Source organism: Streptomyces fractus (assembly GCF_049844455.1).
Classification (GTDB): Bacteria; Actinomycetota; Actinomycetes; order Streptomycetales; family Streptomycetaceae; genus Streptomyces; species Streptomyces fractus.
In genome coordinates, this window is the sequence record NZ_JBMYHI010000002.1 from 2,210,163 (window position 1) to 2,235,853 (window position 25,691).

Below are 25,691 nucleotides of genomic sequence, written 5' to 3' on the forward strand. Positions count from 1 at the left end.
AGGCCGGCAGGCAGCACGTACGCCCGAGGAGACCGCACCACCATGGCCGAGAGCCACACCTACCGAGTCATCGTCCGCGCCACGTTCGAGGACCTCACCGACACGGCGCGGCAGCGGCTGCTCGCCGAGGTCGCGGAGCACGAGGGCATCGCCGGCATGAAGTTCGGCCCGGAGGGCTCGCTCGCGTACGACCGCACGCTCAAGCACTTCTCCATGCGCTACGTCGTCGAGTCCGACCCGGACGACGGCGAGGAGATGGCGGGGGCGCTCGCCGAGGAGAAGGCGGAGGCGTACCTGGAGGAGCGCGGCTACGGGCACGGGGAGCTGCGTTCGACGGTGACCGACATGGACACCATGAAGATCAACCGGAAGTCGCGTCGCTGACCTGTGCCGCCATCTCGGCCGTGAGCGCCCAGCGCTCGTGGTCGCGCCAGGCGCCGTCGATGAAGAGGAAGTCCGGCGAGAAGCCTTCGAGGCGGAAACCGGCCCGGCGGGCTAGCGCGATCGACGCCGTGTTGCCGGGCTGCACATTGATCTCCAGACGGTGCAGCCCGAGCGGGCCGAACGCCTCCCGGACGACGAGGTCGAGCGCCTCGGACATCAGTCCGCGCCCGGCCGCGTGCGCGAAGGCGCCGTAACCGAGGGCGCCGCAGCGGAAGGCGCCGAGCACCACGTTGTTGATGTTGATGAACCCGGCGAGGGACCCGCTCGCCCCGCCGTCCCGCTCGTACACGAGGAAACCGTGCCGGGTCGGATCCTCGATGAGCCGTCCCGCGTACTCCGTGTAGGCCGTGGCGCCGGTCGGCGGGAACAGCCAGGGGCGGTGCAGCTCGACGCTCTCGCGCGCGCGTGCCGTGAACTCGGCGACGTCGGCTTCGTCGAGGGAGTAGGGGCGCAGGCCCACGCGGGCGCCGGGAGAGTCCGTCATCGGGCCAGCTTAGGAAGCGGTCGACCCGCCCCGTCGCCGGGTCCGGTGATCACCGTTCCTGGTGGTCACTTGCGTCTGCGCGACACGAAGTAGCCCCCGCAGATCGCGCCGATGACCGCCGTGATCAGCAGGGCCAGGTACAGCGGCACGGTGACCTCGGGGATCAGCAGCCGGATCTTCACGTGCCGGGTGTTCTCGAAGATGAAGACCAGGCCGAGGACGGCCAGGACGAGCACGCCGATCCTGGCCGGGGTGAACGCGCCGGAGCCGCCGCTCTTCGAGGAGCTCGAACCGCCCTTGGGGCTCATCGGTGGACCCTTCCGTCGTTCCCCCGGAGGCCGGTCGCCGCCTCCCCTGTGCCAAGGATGTCCGGGGAGACGGCGAGAACGCACAGGTCAGGGGCCCGTACGGGTGATGGCCCCGGGGTCGGCTAGGGCACGACGGGGAGCTGTAGCGTTCCGGTGTCGTCCGGGGAGCTGGTGACGGTCACCGGCTTGATCCCCTTGTTGCCGCCGTACGCGTCGTCGCTCGCGGCGATCACGAACCGCATCCGGTGGCCCTTCTCGTAGCGGTGCACGATGCCGGGGAGGGAGACCGTGAAGGGGCGGGTGACGTCGGGCACGCGGACCGGGGCGACGAGCCGGTGCACCAGTGTCTTCGAGCCGTCGGGCGCCACGTCGTACAGCTTCGCGAAGAGCACCAGCTTGTCGGCCGCGTCCCCGGAGTTCTGCACGCGCTCCGTCTTCGGCGAGATCACCTTGAGCGTCGCCTTCGGGGCACCGACGACGTCGGTGGTGGCGGTCAGCGGTTCGGTGGTCCAGTCGAGATAGGTGCCCTTGGTGTCGTACGGGGCGGGGTCGGGCAGGCCGATGAGGCCGGCGAGCGAGGACTCGGAGTGGCTGGTCGGGACGAGCCGGTTGCGGTACTCGCGGCTGCCGCGCGCCACCTTCTTGCGCTTGTCGACGAGCTTCCCGTCGCCCGAGAGGTACAGCGTGCGGTTGAGCGCGGGGACGCCCGGACCGGTCGCGTACGTGCCGTTCGGGTCGGTGATCCAGTCGCGGTAGTAGGCGAACGCGGGCCCGGTGTCGGTGCCGTCCTTCTTGTGCAGATACCGGTCGAACCAGGAGAGCACGCGCCGCCCGACGTAGCTGGTCTCCAAGTTCCCCTCGGAGAGGTTGAGTTCACCGGCTGCCGGGTCCGTGAGGCCGCCGCTGTGGCCCCAGGACTGCCAGATCATCTTGGCGGGGGTGCCCTGGGCGGTGAGGGTGTCGTACGTCGAGCGGGCCTCGTTCAGGTTGAACAGCGTGTCGGCCTGTCCCTGCACGAGCAGCGTCGGCGCCTTCACCTGCTTCAGATACGACACCGGGGACACGCTGCGGGCGTAGGCGAGGAGCCGCTTGGTCTCGGCGGCCGGGTAGCGGCCGGAGTTGAGCGTGCGGATCGTGGCGCAGGCGTCGTCGACGAAGTGCAGGCAGCTCAGCTTGTTGATCCGGGACGGGTCGAGGGACGGGGAGAGCAGCGGCTGGCCCTCGCCGATGAGGTAGAACCCGTTCGTCCACTGCCATTTGAAGGCGCCGGGGACGTCGGCCGCCTCGGGGTCCCGCGCGTTCTGCGGGTCGAGGGAGTACGCGAGGTCGTTCCAGGTGATCAGCGGTACGAGCGCGTCGACGCGGTGGTCGACTGCGGCCGTGGCCAGCTGGATGGCGCCGCCGTACGAGCCGCCGATCATGCCGACGCGCGGGTCGCCCTTCTTGTCGGCGGACACGTAGTCGATCTTCGTGCCGTCGTCGGCGGCGCGGGTGCCGGCGAGGAGGTCGACGAGGGCGGAGGCGGCCTTGCCGTCGATGCGCGGGTCGTCGAGCGAGACGAGGCAGCCGGACTTGCCGAAACCGAGGCCCGAGTAGGCGAGCGCGACGTAGCCGCGCTGGGCGAAGGCCTTGGCGCTCGCGTCGGTGGAGCCGTCCGCCTTGCTGCCGCCGAAGCCGTTCGTGGTCAGCACGGCGGGGGCGGGGTGCGCGGCGTCGACGCCGGCGGGGCGGTAGAGGTCGGCGTCGACGGTGCAGGTGCGCTCCGCTGTGCGGACGGTGACCTTGAGGGGCGTGACCGTGACTTGGGGGGCGTCGGTGTCGGCGTAGGCGGGTGCGGCCAGAGTGGCGGCGGCGATCACGGACAGGGCGGCGGCGAGCGTGGTGCGGGATCTGAGCACGGCGACCTCCACGGTGTGCGGTTGCCTTACCGGCGGGTAACGGTAGGCGCGGAGCCATCGTGTGGCACGTGTCATCAGGGGGCAAGGACCGTGCTGGGTGAATCTTCGTCCCACGCCACGGGGCTCCGCCCCGGACCCCGCGCCTCAATCGCCGGCGGGGCTTGATATGTGGCGCCGGCCGCGGGTCAGCTCAGCGCGGGTGCGTCCAGCGTCAACGTCCCCGCACCGGCGTCCAGTTCGGCCGCCGCCCCCAGCGGCAGCGTCAGCGCCCCCTCGCAGTGGCCGAAGCCGAAGTTCTCCGCCACCGGAACCCCCAGCCCGCCCAACAGGTCCACGAACAGCCCGCGCAGCGGCTCGCAGTCCGCCCAGGAGCCGAGCAGGATTCCGGTCACCCCGTCCAGTAGGCCCCCGCGCAGGAGTTGGGTCAGATAGCGGTCGATGCGGTACGCCTCCTCGCCCACGTCCTCCAGGCACAGCAGCCCACCCTGCGCCGAGGCCCGCGCCCCCGCCGCGCCGAGGTCCGCCGCGAGCAGCGACAGGCAGCCGCCCACGGTGACACCGCGCGCGGTGCCGGGCACCAGGGCCCCACCGCCACCCACCGCGGAGATCGCCCGCACCGACTCGGGCTCGAACAGCGTCGCCCGCAGATGTTCCTGGGCCCGCGTGTTCTTGAGGAAGTCGGCCGTGGCGACCATGGGCCCGTGCAGCGTGCTCACCCCGAGCCGCAGCGCGAACGCCTCGTGCAGGGCGGTGATGTCGCTGTAGCCGACGAACACCTTGGGCGGCGCCGCGCGCATCGCGTCCCAGTCGATGAGGTCGACCATCCGCTGCGCACCGTAGCCGCCGCGTGCGCAGAGGACGGCGTCCACGCCCGGGTCGCACCAGGCCCGCTGGAGGTCGGCGGCGCGGTCGGCGTCCGCGCCCGCCAGGTAGTCGAACTCCCCGTGGACGTCGAGGACATGGGGCGCCACGACCGGTTCCAGGTCCCAGCCGCGCAGGATGTCGAGCCCGGTCTGGAGCGCCTCCTCGGGGACCGGGCCGCTGGGTGCGACGACGGCGACCCGCGCGCCGGGAGCCAGCCGCCGCGGCCGGCGCAGTGGCCTCACTTGGTCAGCTCAAGGGTGGGGACGCCGCTCGGATGGAGCCCGAACACCTGGGCGTACAGGGAGAGTTCGGCCTCCAGGGCGCGCACCATCGTGTCCGCCCGGCGGAATCCGTGGCCCTCCCCCTCGAAGGCGATGTACGCGTGCGGCACCCGACGCCCCTCGCTCTCCACCCGCTCCAGGAACCGCTCGCACTGGACGGGCGGGCAGATCACGTCGTCGAGGCCCTGGAGGAGCAGGAACGGCGCGGTGAGGCGGTCGGCGTGCTCGGCCGGTGAGCGCTCCGCGTAGCGCGCGGGCACGTCGGCGAGCGGGCCGACGAGCGACTCCAGGTACTGCGACTCGAAGTCGTGGGTCTCCCCCTCGGCCCAGCCGGTGAGGTCGAGGATGGGATAGATGATCGTGCCGCAGGCGTAGACGTCCGTGCTGGTCAGGGATGCCGCGCTGGTCCAGCCTCCGGCGCTGCCGCCGCGGATGGCGAGCCGCTCGCGGTCGGCGGTGCCCTCCTCGGCGAGGGCGAGCGCGACGGCCGCGCAGTCCTCGACGTCGACCACGCCCCACTGCTCGCGCAGCCGATCGCGGTACTCCCGCCCGTATCCGGTCGAGCCGCCGTAGTTGACCTCGGCGACGCCGATGCCGCGCGACGTGAAGTAGGCGATCTCCAGGTCGAGTACGAGGGGGGCGTGTCCTGTGGGGCCGCCGTGCGCCCACACGACGTACGGCGGGAGCTCGCCGTCGGTGGCCACGTGGGTGGGGCTGTGCGGCGGGTAGATGTGGGCGTGGACGTCCCGCCCGTCGGGTCCTTCGAAGGTGCGGATCTGCGGTTCCGGGTAGTACGCGGGGTCGACCGGGTCGTCGTGCGCGGCGCCGATCACGCGCGTGTGCCCGGTGCCGGTGTCGAGCTCGACGACCTCGGGCGCGGTGCGCGGGCTCGCGGCGACGCCGACGACGCGGCTGCCGTGCACGGCGAGTGTGGACGACCACGCGGTCCAGGGGCCTGCCGTGTCGACGACCTCGCCGGTCTCCGGGTCGAGGATGCCGAGCGCGGTGGCGCCGACGCCGTGCACGACGGCGATCAGTCCGGCCTCCAGCGGCTTGAACCAGCTCAGGCCGAGCTTCCACATCGGCCCGCCGAACTCCTCGTCGCGGGCGCACAGCGGCCGTTCCCTGGTGAGCAGGCCCGGCAGGGCTCCGGGGCCCTGCGGCCCGCCCGGCGCGGGCGCCGACCGCACGTCGAGCCGGTACAGGTTCCACCAGCCGCTGCGGTCGCTGGAGAACAGCAGTCCGCCGTCGGGCGCCCACTCGACCTGGCAGACGGACTCCTCGACGCCGCCCGCGACGGTACGCGCCGGGCCGAAGGCGCCGTCGTCGGCGACCTCCGCGAGCAGCAGTTCCGTGCCGTCCCACGGCATCCGCGGGTGGTCCCAGGCGATCCACGCGGCGCGCCGCCCGTCGGGCGAGAGCCGGGCGGTCGTAACGAACCGGTGGGCGTCGTCGGAGAGTTCGCGCACCGCGGCCCGGTCCTCGGCCGCCGAACCGTCCAGCGGTACGGCCGCGACCAGGCGCCGCAGATCGCCGGGGTGCTCGCCGGTGAACTCCTCCAGGACGCACCACACTTCCCCGCGCTCGACGTGCAGTTGCGGGTCGACCCAGCGCAGCCCGCCGCCGATGTCCGAGACGGGGGTGAGCGGGCGCGGCGGCTCGGCGCCGGGGGCGTCGGGTTCGTACGCGTACAGGCGCTGGTCGGCGAAGTTCACGAAGACGACCAGGGGGCCGCGGGGGTTGTCGGGGCGCTCGGCCCCGGCCCAGGGGCGGCCGCCGTACTCGATGACGCGGCTGCGCACGTTCCACGGCGGGGGCAGCACCGACCGCTCCGTGCCGTCGGCGAGGCGGCGCACCAGGGCGCGGCGGCCCGCTTCGGTGGGCCGGGGTTCGGTCCACCAGGCCTCGGCGCCGACGAAGCCGACGTACTCGGGCTGCCCGTCGTGCGCCGCCGCCAGTTCGGCGTCGATCGGCGACGGCCAGGATCCGTACTCTCGCGTGTGCAGCATGTCGTCCCCGCCCCGCATTTGTCCGGTGACCCCCATGTTCTTCGCGTCCGCCATCTTTTCCTAGTCCGTGTCCTTGCGGGTATTTCCACCGATACGTGTGCGGGCGGCTCAGGCCGTGCGCAGGAATCTGTCGAGCACCCGTACTCCGAAGTGCAGCGCCTCCACCGGAACCCGCTCGTCCACGCCGTGGAACAGCGCCTGGTAGTCGAAGCCCTCGGGCAGCTTGAGCGGGGCGAAGCCGTATCCGGTGATGCCGAGCCGGGAGAACTGCTTGGCGTCCGTGCCGCCCGACATGCAGTACGGGACGACGTGGCCCTCGGGGGCGAACTCCTCGACGGCCGCGCGCATCTTCGCGTACGCCGGCCCGTCGACCGGCGCCTGGAGCGCGACCTCGCGGTGGTGGTACTCCCAGTCGACGTCGGGCCCGGTGAGCCGGTCGAGGGTGGCCCTGAACTCGTCCTCGCCGCCCGGCAGATAGCGCCCGTCGACGTACGCCGTGGCCTCCCCCGGAATCACGTTGATCTTGTATCCGGCGGACAGCATCGTCGGGTTGGCGCTGTTGCGGACGGTCGGTTCGACGAGGGCGGCGGCCGGGCCGAGCACCTGGAGCAGCGCGTCGACGTCAAAGTCCGGTGCGTCGACGTCGGCCCGGATGCCGTACAGCGCGGCCATCTCGGTCAGTGCGGCGCGCACTGTCGGCGTGAGCCGCACCGGCCACTCGTGCTCGTCGATACGGGCGACGGCGGCGGCGAGCCTGCCGACCGCGTTCGCCTTGTTGACCTTGGAGCCGTGGCCCGCCTTGCCGCGCGCGGTGAGCTTCAGCCAGCCGGTGCCGCGCTCGCCCGCCGCGATCGGGTAGAGCTGCTTGCCGCTGCCGTCGTGGAAGGTGAAGGCGCCGGACTCGCTGATGCCTTCGGTACAGCCTTCGAAGAGGTCGGGGTGCTGGTCGGCGAGGAAGCCGGAGCCGTCCTCCGCGCTGGCCTCCTCGTCGGCGGTGAAGGCGATGACGATGTCGCGCCGGGGCCGGAACCCGACGCGGGCCCACTGGCGTACGGTCGCCAGGATCATCGCGTCCATGTTCTTCATGTCGATGGCGCCGCGGCCCCACACGACGCCGTCGCGCACCTCGCCGGAGAACGGGTCGACGCTCCAGTCGGCCGCCTCGGCGGGCACGACGTCCAGGTGGCCGTGGACGAGCAGGGCCTCGGCCGTGGGGTCGGTGCCCTCGATGCGGGCGACGACATTGCCGCGGCCCGCGGTGCGCTCCAGGATCGTCGGCTTCAGGCCGGCCTCGGACAGCTTCTCCGCCGCGTACTCGGCGGCGGGCCGCTCCTGGCAGTCGCCCCCGCCGCGGTTCGTGGTGTCGATGCGGATCAGCTCGGAGGTGAACGCGACGACCTCGTCGAGCGCCTGCTGGTCCACGGTCCCGAGGGATGCCGCGCTGTGGGCCTGCTCAGCCATACTGTTCCTCCACCGCGGCCGAGGCGATCGTGGTGACCGCCTTGAAGGTGCGGATGCCCTCGTACATGGTCTCGTGGGTGTACGCGATCCTGCGCTCGCCGACCCGGCGCACGCCCGGCACGACGGTCGAGGCCATCGCGAGGTGCTCGGCGTCGAACTCCACCTGGATCGTGAACGGGCCCCCCTGCACCGGCTCGTGGCGCACCGCGATGGACGCGGCGTCCTTGGCGGCGGCCCGGATGTCGGCGGCGGTCCGCGCGGGGGTGCGGCACACGGCCGCGTACCGGGAGACGTGGTCCTTGACCGCGACCTTGCGGGCCTCGGGCGCGTACCCGAGCGCGTCGTCGCACGCGTGGTCGTCGCCGGTGACGAGGACGACGGGCACCCCGTACTCGGCGACCACATGCGCGTTCAGCAGGCCCTCGCTCGCCCGTACGTCGTTGACCCAGACGCCCGTGATCTGGTTCGCCAGGTAGGTGTGCGCGAGCACACCCTCCATGCCGGCGCCCGCGTGGTAGCCGATGAACGCGATGGCGTCGACGTCGCCGTGCTGGACGCCCTCCACCATGGACAGCGACTTGTGGCGCCCTGTGAGCATCTGCACCCGCTCGTCGAGCTGTTCGAGCAGCAGATTGCGCATGGTCCAGTGCGCCTCGTTGATCAGCACCTCGTCGGCGCCGCCGTCGAAGAAGCCGAGCGCCGCCGCGTTCACATCCGACGTGAACAGGGAACGGCAGCGCTCCCACTGCGGTGTGCCGGGGAGGACGTCCGCGGGCCACGTCACGCCCGTGGCCCCCTCCATGTCGGCGCTGATGAGGATCTTCATGGCCAGAACCGTACGCGGATCCTGCCGGGGCGCACCAGGCCTGTGGATAACTCCCAGTGGTGTATACCAATTTCCCACCCGTTGAGAGGAGTTCTCGCTCGTCAGAGCGGTGCGGCGGCGCGGCGGCTCACCCGGCCCGTCCCACCACCAGCCACGTCGACGGCAGCTCGATGCGACCGCCGTCGGCCGAGAATTCCGTCGTCACGAGCGGCAGCTCCCCCGCCGCGAGCACCGAGAGGCCCGCCGACGCCACGTACTCGGGCACCGCCTCGTCCGAGACCTCGCCGGGCGCGATGCCGTGCGAGAACACCTCGCCCAGCTTGGGCGGCGGCCCGGCGGGGCCCGTCGCGAGCGCCTCCAGGATCGGCCGCGCCCGCTCCGACAGCTCGACGACGAAGCCGCGCCCGCGCTCGCCGACGAGCGCCGCGATCGCGTCGACGAGCAGTTGCCGGTCGGCGAGGTCGCTCTGGTGCAGCACGCCACGCATATAGACGTTGACGTCACCCAACTCGGCGTGCAGTGAGCCCATTTGGTCCTTGTCGGTGGCGTCGAGCTCCCGGTAGTCGGCCTGTCCCGCCGGGTCGGACTCGCGGGCCCGGCCGAGGGCGACCGCCGACAGGTCGGCGCCGACGACTCTCGGGTAGCGGTCGGCGAGGAAGCGGGTTTGCGTGCCGTTGCCGCAGCCGAGGTCGACCACGGGAAGGCCCGGCGTCGCCAACTCCGGCTCGAACAGAGCCAGATGGAGTCCCGCCGTGAGTGCGGGCTCGGAGTCCCAGAAGACGCCGCCCGGCTCGGGCGAGGCGTCCTCCCAGAAGCTCTCCCACGCTTCCCTGTAGCGCTCGCTCACGCTCATGGAACCCTCCCCAGGATGCGGCAGCCGAAGTGTCAGATCGGTCTACCGCTCCCGGACACGCCCCACAAGCGCGCCGTACGCACCTTCACCGAGACGACGCGGAAAGTTCGAACCACACCGTCTTTCCCGTCGCGGTGCGGCTCGTGCCCCACGCGCGCGAGAGCCGCGCCACCACGCGCAGGCCCCGCCCGAACTCGTCGCCAGGGCCGGCGTTGAGCAGCGTCGGCAGCGCGTCCTCGGTGTCCTCGACCTCGCACAGCAGCGTCCCGGAGCGCACCAGGCGCACGTGGACGGGCCCGCCGCGCGCGTGGCGGACGGCGTTGGTGACGAGTTCGCTCACGATCAGTTCCGCGGAGTCCGCGATCCCCGGCAGGCCCCACCGCCCGAGCTGCTCGCGGACGAGAGCACGCGCGCGTGGCACCTCCGCGGGCTCCGGGGCGAAGGTCCATTGCGCGACGTCGTCCCCCGCGAACCCGTTGAGCCGCGCGAGCAGCAGCGCCACGTCGTCCTTGCGGCCGCCCCTCGTGGCCAGCGAGCGGATGATGGTGTCGCAGGCGTCGTCCATGGACGCGGCCGGGTGGGCGGCGGACTCGCAGAGCGTCGCGAGCCCCACGCCGATGTCCTCGCCGCGCACCTCGACCAGGCCGTCCGTGCACATCACCAGGCGGTCGCCGGGCGCGACCGGGACCCGTACGGACTCGAAGGGCACGCCTCCTACGCCGATCGGCGCGCCCGTGGGCAGTTCGAGGAGTTCGCTGCCGCCGTCGGCGGCGCGCACCAGGACGGGCGGGATGTGCCCGGCGTTGGCGAGGTGCAGCTCGCCCGCGATGGGGTCGTAGACGGCGTACAGGCACGTCGCGAGGTAGGTGTCGCCGAGTCGCTGTGCCAGGTCGTCGAGATTGCGCAGGAGTTGGGCGGGCGGCAGGTCGAGCGCCGCCATGGTCTGCACGGCGGTCCGCAACTGACCCATCATCGCCGCCGAGTTGAGCCCGTGTCCCATCACGTCGCCGACGACGAGCGCGGTGCGCGCGCCCGGCAGCTTGATGGAGTCGAACCAGTCGCCGCCGACCCGCCCGAGCAGCGTGCCCGGCAGATAGCGGGTGGCGATGTCGCCGCCCGGCACGTGCGGCTCGATGTGCGGCAGCATGCTGTCCTGGAGCGTCTCCGCGACGGCCTCCTGGTACGTGTACATGCGCGCGTTGTCGAGTACGAGGCCGGCCCGCGCGGCGAGTTCGGCACCGGTCACGCGGTCCATGTCGTTGAAGACAGGACGCTCCTGGTGGCGCAGCAGGATCATGAAGCCCAGGACGACATTGCGGGCCTTCAGCGGCACCACCAGCATCGACCGATGGTTGATCAGCGGCCGGATGTCCCGCTTCTCGAACTGCGACGCGATCGCGTTACCCATCTCCTCCGAGATGTACGGCACGAGGACGGGTTCGCCGCTGGTCATGCACTGGAAGAACGGGGTGTGCACCGGGAACGGCATGGACTCACCGACCGGTACGACATCGTCCCAGCGGCCCGGTTCGTCGGTGTGCTCCAGGGCGACGCGGTGCCACATCGTGGTGGCGTCGGGCGCGCCCTCGGGGAAGCCCTCGCCCGCGACGACCTGCTCCCGCAGATACGTGCCCGCCACGTCGGTGAAGCGTGGCACGACCGCGCGGCTGACCTCGACGATGGTGCGGGACAGGTCGAGGGACGAACCGATGCGCCCGCTCACCTCGTTGAGGAATTCGAGGCGGTCGCGCACGGCCGCGTACTCGAGGTCCTCCGCGGTGTCGGCGTCGTCGAGGGGCGCGCGCGGGGACGGCACACCCGGCGCTGCGCCGCGGGCGGCCTCCGCGCGGCGCGCCTGGCGCTCCGTGCGCCGGGAGACGCCCCAGTCCGCGGTGACGGGGACCCGGTCGTGCTGGCTGAACTCCAGGACCGGATAGCCGAGTTCGAGCACCTGCGACACGATCCGGGCACTCTCGGAGACGCTCATGCTCGGCAGGATCTCGGGCAGCTTGCGGGCGAGTTCGTCGGCCGCCGGGAAGTCCGTGTGCAGCGCGAACGCGGGGGCTATGCGCTCGACTTCCGGTCCCTCGCCGCCGCTCAGCCTCCGGGCGTCGGCGGCCAGTACGAGCAGCCGCTCGGGGCCCGGGCCCACCAGGGGGTACGCCCACCACAGGACGTCGATGCGGTCGCGGGGCTCCGCGCTGGTGTCGAGGCGGGCCCGCCCGGCGGCCGGGTAGGACAGGTGTCCGCCGAGCGACTCCTCCAAGTCGTGCGGCGCGGGGCCCTCCTGGGGGAGCGCGCCGGAGACCGGCAGCAGGTCGGCGGCGGGGCGGCCCACCGCGTCCTCCTTGGGCGGGCCGAAGAGGCGGCGGGCGCCGCTGCTCCAGTGCGAGACGCGGCCCGCGTGGTCGACGAGTACGACGGCCAGCGGGACGCGGCCCTGCGGGGCTTGACCGGTGCCGTCCATCGCCGTGTTCCTTTCCTTCGGCGCGCCGGGGGTGCGTGCCGCCTCTTTCCACGGTACGGCTCCGCCGGTTGACGGGGGGCGGCTTACGGGGATTTCCCGCGCGCCCCTTGACTTCCCGTTGCGGCTACCCGGTCCCCGGCCACGGGGCTCCGCCCCGGACCCCGCTGCTCAATCGCCGCAGGGGCTAGATTTTGCCCACCCCGCCGCCGATCCCGGCGTGGGCAGTCTGCCGCCCTGGGCGGCGGGGTGGGCAAAGCGAGGGACCCGGCCGCCGTACGGGTCAGTCCTCGTGGCCCAGTTGGAGGTCGCGTTCGGTGCGGCCGCCGCCTGCTACCTGGAGGACCGTGGCGACCGGCGGGTAGCCCGCGGCGATCACCGTGTACTCGCCGGAGGCCAGGTCCACGAAGCGGAAGGTGCCGTCCGGGCCCGTCGTCAGGGTGTCCACCACGTTGCCCGCGACATCGAGCAGCGTCACCCGGGCATCCTCCACCGGGCGACCTCCACCCGCCCGCACCGTCCCCCGCAGCATCGCCCCGCCCGCGAGCTCCACGTCCTGGCGGGTCTCCCGGGAGGCCATCACGGTCACCGGCAGCGCGGCCGGGCGGAACGCCGGGGCGCTGGCGGCCAGGGTGTACTCGCCGGCCACCAACTCCGTGATGACGTAGGTGCCTTCGCGGCCGCTGCGGGTCGTCGACACGACCTCGCCGTGGACGTTGGTCAGCGTCACGATGGCCTCGCGTACGGGCGCTCCGTCCGCCGTCACGACCGATCCCGCCAGGCGGCCCGCGCCACCCAGCACCACGTCCAGGTCCACCGGGCGCTCGCCGACCGTGACCGTCACGGCCTGCGGCTGGTGGCCGCCCGCCGCAGCGATCAGGACGTACGAGCCCGTGCCGGGCGTCGCGAGCGCGTAGCGGCCGTCGTCGCCGCTCGCGCCGCGGCCGATCTGGGAGCCGGCCACGTCGATGAGGGTGAGCGCGGCGCGCGGCACCGGCGTGCCGTCGGAGTGCCGTACGGTCCCGCAGACCGGGACCCCGGCGGCGTAGGCGGTGCTGCGCTCCTGGGAGGGGATGAGCGGGGTCTCGGAGCCGACGGTACCGGCGGAACTGGACAAGAGAGGGGTCTCCTTGAGGAAGAAGGCGAGGAGCAGGCCCAGGACGAGGACCGGCACCAGGTAGAGGAAGATCCGGGGCATCGCGTCGGCGTACGCCTCGATGTACGGGGTGCGCAGCGCCGCGGGCATCGCGTGCACGAGCTGCGGGGTGATGGACTCGGCGTCGGGCAGGCCGCGCCCGGTGTCCGGAACCCGGTCGGCGAGGGAGTCGGCGAGCCGGTTCGCGAAGAGCGTGCCGAAGATCGCGGCGCCGACGCTGCCGCCGATCTGCCGGAAGTAGTTGTTGGCGCTGGTGGCGGTGCCGAGGTCCGAGGCGCGTACCGAGTTCTGCACGGCGAGCACGAGGACCGGCATGATCAGGCCGATGCCCGCGCCCAACACGGCCATGTAGACGCTGTATTCGAGGCGGGGGGTATCCGCTTCGAGGCGGGACAGGAGGTACATGCCCGCCGTCGAGAGCGCGCCGCCCAGGATCGGGTAGAGCTTGTAGCGGCCCGTGTGGCTGATGAGCTGGCCGGAGACGATGGAGGCGACGACGACCCCGCCCATCATGGGCAGCATCAGGAGGCCCGACTCGGTCGCCGACGCCCCGTCGACCATCTGGAGGAACGTCGGCAGATAGCTCGCCGCGCCGAACAGCGCGACGCCCACGACCATGCCGACGAGGCCGCTGACGTTGAACACCGAGTCGCGGAACAGCCGCAGCGGGATGAGGGGTTCGGCGGCGAACCGCTCGGCGAGGAGGAAGAGGAGCGTCGAGGCGAGGGCGCCCGCGCCGAGCCCGATGATGACGCGGTCGCCCCACTCGTACTCGGTCCCGCCCCAACTGGTCAGAAGCACGAGGCATGTTGAGGCCACCGCCAGCAACAGGGCGCCCAGGACGTCGAGTCGGGGCTTCTTCGTGGGCTTGGGGAGCTTGAGGACGATCGCCGTCACCACGAGGGTGAGCAGGCCGAACGGGACGTTGATGTAGAAGCACCAGCGCCAGGACAGGTGGTCGGTGAAGTAGCCGCCGAGCAGCGGGCCCGCGACCGAGGCGAGGCCGAACGCGGCGCCGATCAGGCCCATGTAGCGGCCGCGTTCGCGCGGCGGCACGATGTCGCCGATGATCGCCTGTACGCCGATCATGAGTCCGCCCGCGCCGACGCCCTGGAGGGCGCGGAACGCGATGAGTTGGTCCATCGTCTGCGCGCGGCCCGCGAGCGCGGAGCCGATGATGAAGACGACGATGGCGAACTGGAAGACGCCCTTGCGGCCGAAGAGGTCGCCGAGCTTTCCGTAGATCGGCAGGCCGATGGTGGAGGTCAGCAGGTAGGCGGTGATCGCCCAGGACATCCTGTCCAGGCCGTGCAGTTCGCCGACGATCCGGGGCAGCGCCGTGGCGACGATCATCTGCTCGAGGGCGGCGAGCAGCAGCGCCAGCATCAGGCCGACGAAGACCATGCGCACGCGGCGCGGGCTGAGCCCGTGGCCGGGCAACTCGGCGGGTTCCGCGGGCCGTTGCGGCTCCGGCGGGGGATCGGGCGGGAGCTCGGGCGGGGTCACCGGACCCCCGACCGGTTCGGTCACCAGCGTCACCGTGCCCACCTGCAGCTCCCCTCGTCACCCTTGCGCGGCCATTTCTCGCATTGCGCGACAACTGGGGGCAAGCGCGACGAGGCGCTGTTCAGGTGGGCCGGAGCGACGTATCCGCCGGTGGGAGCCCTACGGCGTACAACGGCGGCGGAATGAAGACCACTCGAATCGGTGAGCGGCGGATCAGTGCGCGAGGGTCACAACTGGCCGCCCGCGGGGGTCACTTCTCGACTTCGGTCGCGAGTCCCGCGAGCACGGCGTCGTAGATGCGGCCGAGTCCCTTGGGGGCGAAGGTCTTCTCGAAGAAGCCGCCGATGCCGCCCGCGCCGTTCCACACGGTCGTGACGACGACGCGGGACTGGCCGTCGCCGGCCGGCGTGACGCGCCACGTCGTGACCATCGAGGAGTTGCGGTCCGTCTCGACGAGTTCGCCCTCGGTCGGCTCGGTCACGTCGAGCAGGCAGTCGCGCACGCGCTTGCTGGTGGCCTGGAGCTTCCAGTGCACGAGCGTGCCCTCGCCGTCGCCGCCCTCGCGCACCTCGTACTCGCTGAAGTGCTCGGGCAGCATCTTCGCGCGCGTGCCGCTGTAGTCGGCGAGGGCGTCGAAGACGTCGTCCGGCTTCGCGGCGACGACACGTTCCGTGGTGGCCTCGACCTGCGCCATGGCACTTCCTCCAGCAATCGGTTCTTCAGTGGCGGCCCGGGCGGGAGCGTGCGGCCCGGCCCATGGGCTGTGGCAAGCCAACCACCCTCCGTACCGGCCGCCCAAATCGGGTCCCGGCCCTTATCGGGCAGGGTTCGCACGATCAAGGGAACATGTGTTCTATTCTGTGGTCAGTGCTACCGAGGAGGCGTCATGCGCTGGGAGAACCTCACGGACGGGCCCACCGACCACGGGCGGACCCGCGACGCCGCGCTGTTCGGCGCGGACGCGGTGGTGAGCCGCACGTTCGACAGCCCGGAATTCCGCGGGGTGACGTTCCACGAGATCCGGGCCCGGTCGATCGTGAACCGGGTGCCGGGGGCGTCCCGGATGCCGTTCGAGTGGACCGTCAACCCATACCGCGGATGCACGCACGCGTGCGTCTACTGTTTCGCCCGCAACACCCACCGGTATCTGGATCTCGACACCGGGCTCGGCTTCGACAGCCAGATCGTGGTGAAGGTGAACGCGCCGCAGCTGCTGCGCCACCATCTCGCCTCGCGACGCTGGCACGGCGAGCACATCGCGATGGGCACGAACGTCGACTGCTATCAACGGGCCGAGGGCCGCTACCAGTTGATGCCCGGCATCATCGAGGCGCTGCGCGACTACGCGAACCCGTTCTCGATCCTGACCAAGGGCACGCTGATCCTGCGCGACCTGCCGCTGCTGCGCCAGGCCGCCGAGGTGACGGACGTCGGGATCTCCGTCTCGGTCGGCTTCGTGGACCGTGAGCTGTGGCGCACCGTCGAGCCGGGCACACCCGCGCCCGAGCGCCGCCTCGATGTCGTACGCGCCCTCACCGACGCGGGTGTCGGCTGCGGGGTCCTGATGGCCCCGGTGATCCCCTTCCTGGGCGACCACCCGGACCAGCTGCGGGCGACGGTCCGCGCCATCGCCCAGGCGGGCGCGACGTCCGTGACCCCACTGGTCCTGCATCTGCGCCCCGGCGCCCGCGAGTGGTTCATGGGCTGGCTCGCCCAGCACCACCCGCACCTGGTGCGCCGCTACGAGCGCCTGTACGCGGAGGGCGCCTACGCCCCGAAGTGGTACCAGCGCCGGGTGACCCGCCAGGTCCACGAACTGGCCGAGGAGTTCGGCATCGGCCCGTCCCGGGCGGCGACCACGCCCCGGCGCATCCCCGCGCGCGAGGAGACCCCGTCACCCGAGTCCCCGACTCAACTCACCTTGCTGTGACCGCGCCCCGGCGAGAGCCGGTCACCCCCGCGGCAGGCGCGCCAGTGCCGCCTCCGCCGCCATCGCGAGGCGCTGGTGGCCGGCCGCTTCCGTGAGGACCTCGCGGGCGCGGGGGTCGGCCAGGCTGCCCAGGCCCTCGACGCAGGCGAGCGCCACCTTGCGGTACGGGTCGTGCGGGACGAGGCGGCGGCGGAGCGTGGCGATCAGGGCCGGCGCCGACTCCGGGGCGCGGAGCTGGGTGAGGAGGCGGATGGGGTACAGGGCGTAGGCGACGCGGAGTTCGTTGGTCGCGAGGGCGGCGGCCGCCCGCGCCGTGCGTGGGTCGCCGAGCGCGGCGAGCGCCTGCGCCGCCGCGGCGCAGCGCTGCGGGTCACGGTGATTGAGCAGCAGGACGAGGGATTCGAAGGCGCGGTCGTCGCCCGCCATGCCGAGCCGGTACGCCGCCAGTTCCCGCGCCCACAGCGGCTGCTGCGGGGCGGTGAGCACCGCGGCCAGCTCGTCCCTGTCGTGGGAGGCGGCCAGCTGCTCGAACGCGGGCGTTCCGCCGGATTCCTTCCGGATGCGTTCCGTTACCGTTCGCGACTCTTCGTCCATGACGTCGAGAGTAGACGCGCACGGCCTGCGGCGACGTAGATCACAGCGACCTTCCAACAGTGAGGGCTGGCGCGCTCGTTACTCGCTGGTTAAGCTCAGGTGAGCGGGGCATACTTCCCGCAGCACCGCTCGCGGCGGCCTGGTGACGCAGCCGCCGTGAGTGTCTGTCGGTTCGGTACCCGTGTGTACCGCAGTACGGCTCGGCCCCGGGACAGGGCCGCCGGTTCGATTCAACTCCCGCATTGCTTACGCCTGTTGGCAGCACGCGCACCCCGCGCCTGCCGGTCACGCGCGTGCGGTGGATTCAGTCGCAGCAGTCCTCACCCTCATCTTCTGGAGTTCCCAGATGGACGCTCCCCTGTCCCGTATCTCAACTGTGGCCGTCGTCGGCCTCGGCACCATGGGCATCGGCATCGCCGAGGTCCTGGCGCGTGCCGGGCGCGAGGTCGTCGGCATCGACATCAGCGAGTCCGCCACCGCGCAGGCCGTGGCGTCCCTGGAGGCCTCGACAGCGCGTGCGGTGCGCCGCGAGCACCTCACCGAGCGGCAGCGGGCGGATCTGCTCGCCCGCTTCCGTACGTTCACCGACCTTCAGGCCGCGGCCGACGCGGACCTGGTGATCGAGGTCGTCCCGGAGTCGTACGAGATCAAGCAGCAGGTCTTCCGCGAACTCGACGCCGTCGTGCGCCCCGACACGGTCCTCGCGACCGGCACCAACGCGCTGTCGGTGACGCGGCTCGCCGCCGATTCGGCGCGGCCCGAGCGCGTCCTCGGCCTGCACTTCTTCAACCCGGCGCCGGCGATGAAGCTCGTCGAGGTGGTGTCCAGCGTGCTCACCGCGCCGGCCGCCGTCGCCACCGTCACCGATCTCGCCATCGAGCTGGGCAAGGACCCGGTGGCGGTCGGCGACCGGCCCGGTTTCGTCGCCGACGGGCTGCTCTTCGGCTACCTCAACCAGGCCGCCGCCATGTACGAGGCCAAGTACGCCTCCCGCGAGGACATCGACGCCGCGATGAAGCTGGGCTGCGGGCTGCCGATGGGCCCCCTCGCCCTGCTCGACCTGATCGGCGTCGACACCGCCCGTACCGTCCTCGACGCCATGTACGCCGAGTCGCACGACCGGCTGCACGCCCCCGCCCCGGTCCTCAAGCAGCTCAGCGAGGCGGGTCTGACCGGGCGCAAGGCGGGACGCGGGTTCTACACGTACGAGGCGCCGGGCAGTTCCGTCGTGGTGCGCGACGCGCTGACGCCGCTGAGCGACGCGCTCACCGGGCCCGGGCGCACGGTCAGCTCCGTCGGCGTCGCGGGCTCGGGGACGATGGCCTCCGGGATCGCCGAGGTCTTCGCGAAGGCCGGGTACGACGTGGTGCTCGCGGCCCGCAGCGAGGAGAAGGCGGAGACGGCCAAGTCCCGTATCGGCAAGTCGCTCAAGCGATCCGTCGACAAGGGCCGGATGACGGCGGAGAACGCCGAGGAGACGCTCGCGCGCATCTCCCCCGCCGGGTCCTACGACGCGTTCGCCGACGTCGACCTGGCCCTGGAGGCCGTCGCCGAGGACCTGGACGTGAAGCGGCAGCTGTTCGCGACGTTCGACAAGGTCTGCAAGCCCGGCGCGATCCTCGCGACCACGACCTCCTCGCTGCCCGTCGTCGCCTGCGCCCGCGCCACCTCGCGCCCGCAGGACGTCATCGGGATGCACTTCTTCAACCCGGCGCCGGCCATGAAGCTCGTCGAGGTCGTGCGCACGGTGCTCACCTCCGACGAGGTGCACGCCACCGTCCGCGAGCTGACCCGCAAGGTCCGCAAGCACCCCGTGGACTGCGGGGACCGGGCCGGGTTCATCGTGAACGCGCTGCTCTTCCCGTACCTGAACAACGCGATCAAGATGGTTCAGGAGCACTACGCGTCGCTCGACGACATCGACGCCGCGATGAAGCTCGGCGGCGGCTACCCGATGGGCCCGTTCGAACTCCTCGACGTGGTCGGCCTGGACGTCTCCCTCGCCATCGAGCGCGTGCTGCACCACGAGTTCCGCGACCCGGGCCTCGCCCCGGCACCGCTCCTCGAGCACCTGGTGGCCGCGGGCTGCCTCGGCCGCAAGACGGGCCGTGGTTTCCGCGAATATGCGTAGGGCCTGTTCAGGGGGCTCCCCCGGCCGAAGGCTGGGGGAGGGTCGGGCTGGTCACGGGCGGCCTCCCCTGCTCGAGCGGAGTCGAGAGCTCGGGGAAGATGGTGATTGACGACAACGCCGCAGATGGGGGTGCCAGGACCCGCGACTCCGGCCAGATCTGCCAGACAGGTCCTGCCGCTGATTCGGTCGGGGAGGCCGAATCCGGTTGGGGTGGGCTGCTCGGGGAGTCGGGCGGCCCGCTGACCGGGGCACCGCCGGGCACGTACATGCAGTACGTTCGGGTCATGTCCAAGGCCGACCAGTCCCCTCGTACCTCCGCCACGCCCGACGCCCCGGAGAGCGCCGCGGGCAACCGGGCCGCCGCCCAGCGGCTCAAGATGCGCCGCGAGCTCGCGGCCGCGGCGATGGAACTCTTCGCCACGAAGGGGTACGAGGCGACGACGGTCGACGAGATCGCCGCGACCGCCGGGGTCGCCCGGCGCACGTTCTTCCGCCACTTCCGCTCCAAGGAAGAGGCGATCTTCCCGGACCACGACGACACCCTGGTGCGCGCGGAGGCCGTGCTGAACGCGGCGCCGCCCCTGGAGCACCCGCTGGACACGGTGTGCCGGGGCATCAAGGAAGTCATGAAGATGTACGCGGGCTCGCCCTCGGTGGCCGTGGCGCGCTACCAGCTCACCCGCGAGGTGCCGACGCTGCGCCAGGCCGAGATCGCCTCGGTCTCCCGCTACGAGCGGCTGTTCACGCGCTATCTCCTCGGCCACTTCGACGAGCAGGCCCACCACGACGGCAATGACGACCCGTTGCTCGCCGAGGTGGCCGCCTCCGCCGTCGTCACCGCCCACAACCACGTCCTGCGGCGCTGGCTGCGGGCCGGCGGCCAGGGCGACGTCGAGACCCAGCTCGACCACGCCTTCGCGATCGTCCGCCGCACGTTCGGCACCGGCATCGGCGCGGGCCGCACCCCGGCCGCGTCCTCGGCCGCGTCGTCCTCGGCCCCCGCGCAGGTCTCGCAGAACGGCGAGGTGCTGGTGACGGTGGCCCGCACGGACGCGCCGCTTCCGGAGGTCATGCGCACGATCGAAGAGGCGCTGAAGAACCGGTAGCGGGGCCACCGCTTCTAGGGCGCCTCACCTGGCACTGCGTGCCAGGTGAGGCGCCTTTTACGTTCCTCCGTCGCGCCCCCTCCCACCCCGGCGATCGATCATCGATCCTTTCCCGGCAAGGAAACCAGCCCCTGACCTCGCCTGATCGATCATCGCTCACTTGAACAGCAAAAAATTCACCTGAGCGAAATTCATGGCACGCAGTGCCTTGTGCGTTGTCACGCTGTGCCATACGTTGAAGGTGTCCGGGCGGCCGGCGCACAGAAAACTTCCGTGCGATGGCTGTCCCCGCGAGGCACGTACGACCGTGATTCGCGCGCCCGGACGCCTGCGTCACAGGCAACCTTCCGCGCCACACCAAGCGCTGCCACAGCACCACCCCGCCGAACCGACGGCACACCCTCAGCACCACCGCAGCCCTGAGCCAGACCCCGACCAGCGTTCCCCCTCAAAACGCTCTTCGCCGGAGGCACCACCGTGAAGGAAATCCTGGACGCGATTCAGTCGCAGACCGCCACGTCTGCCGACTTCGCCGCTCTGCCGCTCCCCGACTCGTACCGCGCGATCACCGTGCACAAGGACGAGACGGAGATGTTCGCCGGGCTCGAGACCCGCGACAAGGACCCGCGCAAGTCCATCCACCTGGACGACGTGCCGATCCCCGAGCTCGGCCCCGGCGAGGCACTCGTCGCCGTGATGGCCTCCTCGGTCAACTACAACTCCGTCTGGACCTCGATCTTCGAGCCGATGGCGACCTTCGGATTCCTGGAGCGCTACGGCAAGTTGAGCGAGCTGACGAAGCGTCACGACCTGCCGTACCACATCATCGGCTCCGACCTCGCGGGCGTCGTGCTGCGCACCGGCCCCGGCGTGAACGCCTGGCACGCCGGCGACGAGGTCGTCGCGCACTGCCTCTCCGTCGAGCTGGAGTCCAGCGACGGCCACAACGACACGATGCTCGACCCCGAGCAGCGCATCTGGGGCTTCGAGACGAACTTCGGCGGACTCGCCGAGATCGCGCTCGTGAAGTCCAACCAGCTGATGCCGAAGCCGGACCACCTCAGCTGGGAGGAGGCCGCCGCTCCCGGCCTCGTGAACTCCACCGCGTACCGGCAGTTGGTGTCGAGGAACGGCGCCGGCATGAAGCAGGGCGACAACGTCCTCATCTGGGGCGCGAGCGGCGGACTCGGCTCGTACGCCACCCAGTTCGCGCTCGCCGGCGGCGCCAACCCCATCTGTGTCGTCTCCTCCCCCGAGAAGGCCGATATCTGTCGGGCCATGGGCGCCGAGGCCGTCATCGACCGCAACGCCGAGGGCTACAAGTTCTGGAAGGACGAGCACAACCAGGACCCGCGCGAGTGGAAGCGGTTCGGCAAGCGGATCCGCGAACTCACCGGCGGCGAGGACGTCGACATCGTCTTCGAGCACCCCGGCCGCGAGACCTTCGGCGCCTCCGTCTACGTCACGCGCAAGGGCGGCACCATCGTCACCTGCGCGTCCACGTCGGGCTACAACCACGAGTACGACAACCGCTACCTGTGGATGTCGCTGAAGCGGATCATCGGCTCGCACTTCGCCAACTACCGCGAGGCGTGGGAGGCCAACCGGCTCATCGCCAAGGGCAAGATCCACCCGACGCTGTCGAAGGTCTACTCGCTGGAGGACACCGGCCAGGCCGCGTACGACGTGCACCGCAACCTCCACCAGGGCAAGGTCGGCGTCCTCGCGCTCGCCCCCGAGGAGGGCCTCGGCGTGCGCGACCACGAGAAGCGGGCGCAGCACATCGACGCCATCAACCGGTTCCGGAACGTCTGAGACCTTCTGAACTCCCGTAGGAGACAGTGCAGATGACTGAGCGTCAGAAGGACCGGCCGTGGCTGATGCGCACGTACGCCGGTCACTCCACGGCCGAGGCGTCCAACGAGCTGTACCGGCGCAACCTCGCCAAGGGGCAGACGGGTCTGTCGGTCGCCTTCGACCTGCCGACCCAGACCGGGTACGACCCCGACCACATCCTCGCGCGGGGTGAGGTCGGCCGCGTCGGCGTCCCGGTGTCCCACCTCGGTGACATGCGGCGGCTGTTCCAGGACATCCCCCTGGAGCAGATGAACACCTCGATGACCATCAACGCCACCGCCATGTGGACCCTGGCGCTCTATCAGGTGGTCGCGGAGGAGCAGGGCGCGGACCTCGCCGCGCTCCAGGGCACGACGCAGAACGACATCGTCAAGGAGTACCTGTCGCGGGGCACCCACGTGTTCCCGCCGGGGCCCTCGCTCCGCCTGACCACCGACATGATCGCGTACACCGTGGCGAACATGCCGAAGTGGAACCCGATCAACATCTGCAGCTACCACCTCCAGGAGGCGGGGGCCACGCCGGTCCAGGAGATCGCCTACGCGATGTCCACCGCCATCGCGGTTCTCGACGCCGTACGCGACTCAGGGCAGGTCCCCGAGGAGAAGTTCGGGGACGTCGTGGCCCGCATCTCCTTCTTCGTGAACGCCGGTGTGCGGTTCATCGAGGAGATGTGCAAGATGCGGGCGTTCGGGCGGATCTGGGACCAGATCACGCGCGAGCGGTACGGCGTCGAGAACGCGAAGCAGCGCCGCTTCCGGTACGGGGTGCAGGTCAACTCCCTCGGCCTGACCGAGGCGCAGCCGGAGAACAACGTCCAGCGGATCGTCCTCGAAATGCTGGCCGTGACACTCAGCAAGGACGCCCGCGCCCGCGCCGTCCAACTCCCGGCCTGGAACGAGGCGTTGGGCCTCCCCCGCCCCTGGGACCAGCAGTGGTCCCTGCGCATCCAGCAGGTCCTCGCCCACGAGAGCGACCTGTTGGAGTACGAGGACATCTTCGCGGGCTCGCACGTCATCGAGAAGAAGGTCGACGAGCTGGTCGCCGAGTCCTTCGCCGAGATCGAGCGGATCCAGGAGATGGGCGGCGCCATGGCCGCCGTCGAGTCCGGCTACCTCAAGTCGCAGCTCGTCTCCTCGCACGCGGAACGCCGCGCCCGCATCGAGGCCGGCGAGGAGAAGATCGTCGGCGTGAACGTCTACGAGTCGACCGAGCCGAACCCGCTCACCGCCGACCTGGACACCGCGATCATGACGGTGGACCACGACGTCGAGGCCAGGGTCGTCCGCGCCATCGACGACTGGCGCACGACGCGCGAGGAGTCCACCGACCGGCAGGGCATGGGCGATCCGTTCCTCTACCCGACCACCGGCCAGGCGCTCGACCGCCTCAAGGAGGCCGCTGCGGGCACGGAGAACCTCATGGAGGCCACCCTCGAATGCGCCCGCGCCGGCGTCACGACCGGCGAGTGGGCCGCGGCCCTGCGCGAGGTGTTCGGCGAGTTCCGCGCCCCCACGGGCGTCTCGTCGGCGCCGGTCGCCGTCGCCGCCGAGGAGGGCACGCCGATGGCCGAGGTCCGCGAGAAGGTCCGCCGCACCGGCGACGAACTCGGCGGAAAGCTCCGCCTGCTGGTCGGCAAGCCGGGCCTCGACGGGCACTCCAACGGCGCCGAGCAGATCGCCGTACGGGCCCGCGACGCCGGGTTCGAGGTGGTCTACCAGGGCATCCGGCTCACCCCGGAACAGATCGTGTCCGCCGCCCTCGCCGAGGACGTGCACTGCGTCGGCCTGTCGATCCTGTCCGGTTCGCACGCCGAGCTGGTGCCCGACGTGCTCGCCCGCCTGCGTGAGGCGGGCGCCACCGACATCCCCGTGATCGTCGGCGGCATCATCCCCAACGCCGACGCCGAGGACCTGAAGCGGGCGGGTGTCGCCGCCGTCTTCACCCCCAAGGACTTCGGCATCACGGAGATCATCGGTCGTATCGTCGACGAGATCCGCACAGCGAACCACCTCGACCCACTGGAGGTCCCCGCATGACCCAGGTCAACCGCCTTCGCCCGCGCCGCTCGTGTCTGGCCGTACCCGGCTCGAACCCGCGTTTCCTGGAGAAGGCCCAGGGCCTCGACGCCGACCAGGTCTTCCTCGACCTGGAGGACGCCTGCGCCCCGCTCGCCAAGCCCGAGGCGCGGCACACCATCGTCAAGTTCCTCAACGAGGGCGACTGGACGGGCAAGACGCGCGTCGTGCGGGTCAACGACTGGACGACCGAGTGGACCTACCGCGACGTCGTGACCGTCGTCGAGGGCGCGGGCCAGAACCTCGACTGCATCATGCTGCCGAAGGTGCAGAGCGCAGAGCAGGTCGTCGCGCTCGACCTCCTGCTCACCCAGATCGAGAAGACGATGGGCTTCGAGGTCGGCAAGATCGGCATCGAGGCGCAGATCGAGAACGCGCAGGGCCTCAACAACGTCAACGCGATCGCCGAGGCCTCGCCGCGCACCGAGACCATCATCTTCGGCCCGGCCGACTTCATGGCGTCCATCAACATGAAGTCCCTGGTCGTCGGCGAGCAGCCGCCCGGCTACGGTGCCGACGCGTACCACTACATCCTGATGAAGATCCTGATGGCGGCCCGCGCCAACGACCTCCAGGCGATCGACGGCCCGTACCTGCAGATCAAGAACGTCGACGGTTTCCGCGAGGTCGCCGGCCGCGCCGCCGCCCTCGGCTTCGACGGCAAGTGGGTCCTGCACCCCGGCCAGGTCGAGGCCGCCAACGAGGTCTTCTCGCCCTCCCAGGAGGACTACGACCACGCGGAGCTGATCCTGGACGCGTACGACTACTGCACGTCCGAGGCCGGCGGCAAGAAGGGCTCCGCGATGCTCGGCGACGAGATGATCGACGAGGCCAGCCGGAAGATGGCGCTGGTCATCTCCGGGAAGGGGCGTGCGGCCGGTATGCGGCGCACGTCGAAGTTCGAGATCCCGGAGGCGTAGCGACATCATGCAGTTCGGCCGCACTTACGAAGAGTTCACCGTCGGGGACGTCTACAAGCACTGGCCCGGAAAGACGGTCACGGAGTACGACGACCACCTCTTCTGTCTGTTGACGATGAACCATCACCCGCTCCACATGGACACGAACTATGCGGAGAAGACGACGGACTTCGGCAAGAACGTCGTCGTCGGGAACTACATCTACTCGCTCCTCCTCGGGATGTCCGTTCCGGACGTGTCGGGCAAGGCGATCGCCAACCTGGAGATCGAGTCGCTCAAGCACGTGGCGCCGACCTTCCACGGCGACACCATCTACGGCGAGACGACCGTCCTGGACAAGACTCCGTCCAGGTCGAAGTCGGACCGCGGGATCGTCCACGTGGAGACCAAGGGCTACAAGCAGGACGGCACGCTCGTCTGCGTCTTCCGCCGCAAGGTGATGGTGCCGACCGAGACGTACATCAAGGAGCGCGGCGGCGAACAGCCCGGCCGTCCGGAACTGAAGCAGCAGGAGAAGTAGC

At 71.1% G+C, this 25,691-nt stretch carries 20 protein-coding genes; 8 read left to right on the forward strand and 12 right to left on the reverse strand.

What is annotated here, in order from left to right; genetic code table 11:
• Positions 1-42 precede the first annotated feature (42 nt).
• Complete coding sequence (locus ACP4E5_RS11895; RefSeq protein ID WP_425827769.1) at positions 43-384, forward strand: DUF6204 family protein; 342 nt, start codon at positions 43-45, stop codon at positions 382-384.
• Here ACP4E5_RS11895 and ACP4E5_RS11900 read toward each other — a convergent pair.
• The 11 genes from ACP4E5_RS11900 to ACP4E5_RS11950 form a co-directional block, all read right to left on the reverse strand.
• Positions 362-928, reverse strand: a complete 567-nt coding sequence (locus ACP4E5_RS11900) for a GNAT family N-acetyltransferase (RefSeq protein ID WP_425827771.1) — start codon at positions 926-928, stop codon at positions 362-364. The two genes, ACP4E5_RS11895 and ACP4E5_RS11900, sit on opposite strands and share 23 nt — an antisense overlap.
• A gap of 65 nt (positions 929-993) precedes the next feature.
• Entirely contained in the window at positions 994-1,236 is a 243-nt protein-coding gene (locus tag ACP4E5_RS11905; RefSeq protein WP_425827773.1) for a LapA family protein, read from the reverse strand.
• Between the two features lie 122 nt (positions 1,237-1,358).
• Positions 1,359-3,146 carry a CocE/NonD family hydrolase gene (locus ACP4E5_RS11910; RefSeq protein ID WP_425827775.1) on the reverse strand — a complete coding sequence of 596 codons (1,788 nt, stop codon included), beginning with the start codon at positions 3,144-3,146 and terminating at the stop codon, positions 1,359-1,361.
• A gap of 173 nt (positions 3,147-3,319) precedes the next feature.
• Positions 3,320-4,240: a S66 peptidase family protein gene (locus tag ACP4E5_RS11915; RefSeq protein WP_425827777.1), complete on the reverse strand. Its 921-nt coding sequence runs from the start codon at positions 4,238-4,240 to the stop codon at positions 3,320-3,322.
• Positions 4,237-6,342 carry a prolyl oligopeptidase family serine peptidase gene (locus tag ACP4E5_RS11920; RefSeq protein WP_425827779.1) on the reverse strand — a complete coding sequence of 702 codons (2,106 nt, stop codon included), beginning with the start codon at positions 6,340-6,342 and terminating at the stop codon, positions 4,237-4,239. The genes ACP4E5_RS11915 and ACP4E5_RS11920 overlap by 4 nt, the downstream gene beginning before the upstream one ends.
• Positions 6,343-6,396: 54 nt before the next feature.
• Positions 6,397-7,749: a M20/M25/M40 family metallo-hydrolase gene (locus ACP4E5_RS11925; RefSeq protein ID WP_425827781.1), complete on the reverse strand. Its 1,353-nt coding sequence runs from the start codon at positions 7,747-7,749 to the stop codon at positions 6,397-6,399.
• Positions 7,742-8,575: a M55 family metallopeptidase gene (locus ACP4E5_RS11930; RefSeq protein ID WP_425827783.1), complete on the reverse strand. Its 834-nt coding sequence runs from the start codon at positions 8,573-8,575 to the stop codon at positions 7,742-7,744. Before ACP4E5_RS11930 ends, ACP4E5_RS11925 begins: the two co-directional genes overlap by 8 nt.
• A gap of 127 nt (positions 8,576-8,702) precedes the next feature.
• Positions 8,703-9,428, reverse strand: coding sequence for a class I SAM-dependent methyltransferase (locus ACP4E5_RS11935; protein ID WP_425827785.1), 726 nt, complete (start codon positions 9,426-9,428; stop codon positions 8,703-8,705).
• 85 nt (positions 9,429-9,513) lie between these two features.
• A complete protein-coding gene (locus ACP4E5_RS11940) occupies positions 9,514-11,895 on the reverse strand; it encodes an ATP-binding SpoIIE family protein phosphatase (protein ID WP_425827787.1) in 2,382 nt (793 codons plus the stop codon).
• A gap of 280 nt (positions 11,896-12,175) precedes the next feature.
• Positions 12,176-14,596: an MFS transporter gene (locus ACP4E5_RS11945; RefSeq protein WP_425827789.1), complete on the reverse strand. Its 2,421-nt coding sequence runs from the start codon at positions 14,594-14,596 to the stop codon at positions 12,176-12,178.
• 208 nt (positions 14,597-14,804) lie between these two features.
• Positions 14,805-15,248, reverse strand: coding sequence for an SRPBCC family protein (locus tag ACP4E5_RS11950; protein ID WP_425827791.1), 444 nt, complete (start codon positions 15,246-15,248; stop codon positions 14,805-14,807).
• 192 nt (positions 15,249-15,440) lie between these two features.
• Here ACP4E5_RS11950 and ACP4E5_RS11955 point away from each other — a divergent pair, with 192 nt between their 5' ends.
• A complete protein-coding gene (locus ACP4E5_RS11955; RefSeq protein WP_425827793.1) occupies positions 15,441-16,484 on the forward strand; it encodes an Rv2578c family radical SAM protein in 1,044 nt (347 codons plus the stop codon).
• A 21-nt stretch (positions 16,485-16,505) separates the two neighbouring features.
• On the opposite strand, the gene ACP4E5_RS11960 is transcribed toward ACP4E5_RS11955, so the two are convergent.
• The gene (locus ACP4E5_RS11960) at positions 16,506-17,078 is read right to left on the reverse strand and encodes a HEAT repeat domain-containing protein (RefSeq protein WP_425827795.1); all 573 of its coding nucleotides are present in this window, start codon (positions 17,076-17,078) and stop codon (positions 16,506-16,508) included.
• A gap of 346 nt (positions 17,079-17,424) precedes the next feature.
• Here ACP4E5_RS11960 and ACP4E5_RS11965 point away from each other — a divergent pair, with 346 nt between their 5' ends.
• The 6 genes from ACP4E5_RS11965 (at position 17,425) to ACP4E5_RS11990 (ending at position 25,690) form a co-directional block, all read left to right on the forward strand.
• Positions 17,425-19,209 carry a 3-hydroxyacyl-CoA dehydrogenase family protein gene (locus tag ACP4E5_RS11965; protein WP_425827797.1) on the forward strand — a complete coding sequence of 595 codons (1,785 nt, stop codon included), beginning with the start codon at positions 17,425-17,427 and terminating at the stop codon, positions 19,207-19,209.
• Positions 19,210-19,475: 266 nt separating this feature from the next.
• Complete coding sequence (locus ACP4E5_RS11970; protein ID WP_425841226.1) at positions 19,476-20,315, forward strand: TetR family transcriptional regulator; 840 nt, start codon at positions 19,476-19,478, stop codon at positions 20,313-20,315.
• Positions 20,316-20,792: 477 nt separating this feature from the next.
• Positions 20,793-22,130 carry a crotonyl-CoA carboxylase/reductase gene (gene ccrA / locus ACP4E5_RS11975; protein ID WP_425827799.1) on the forward strand — a complete coding sequence of 446 codons (1,338 nt, stop codon included), beginning with the start codon at positions 20,793-20,795 and terminating at the stop codon, positions 22,128-22,130.
• Between the two features lie 32 nt (positions 22,131-22,162).
• Complete coding sequence (locus ACP4E5_RS11980) at positions 22,163-24,211, forward strand: protein meaA (RefSeq protein WP_425827801.1); 2,049 nt, start codon at positions 22,163-22,165, stop codon at positions 24,209-24,211.
• Positions 24,208-25,170: an HpcH/HpaI aldolase/citrate lyase family protein gene (locus ACP4E5_RS11985; protein WP_326022380.1), complete on the forward strand. Its 963-nt coding sequence runs from the start codon at positions 24,208-24,210 to the stop codon at positions 25,168-25,170. The genes ACP4E5_RS11980 and ACP4E5_RS11985 overlap by 4 nt, the downstream gene beginning before the upstream one ends.
• Before the next feature lie 7 nt (positions 25,171-25,177).
• Positions 25,178-25,690 (forward strand): MaoC family dehydratase, encoded by a 513-nt coding sequence (locus ACP4E5_RS11990; RefSeq protein WP_425827803.1) that lies wholly within the window; start codon positions 25,178-25,180, stop codon positions 25,688-25,690.
• Position 25,691 lies beyond the last annotated feature (1 nt).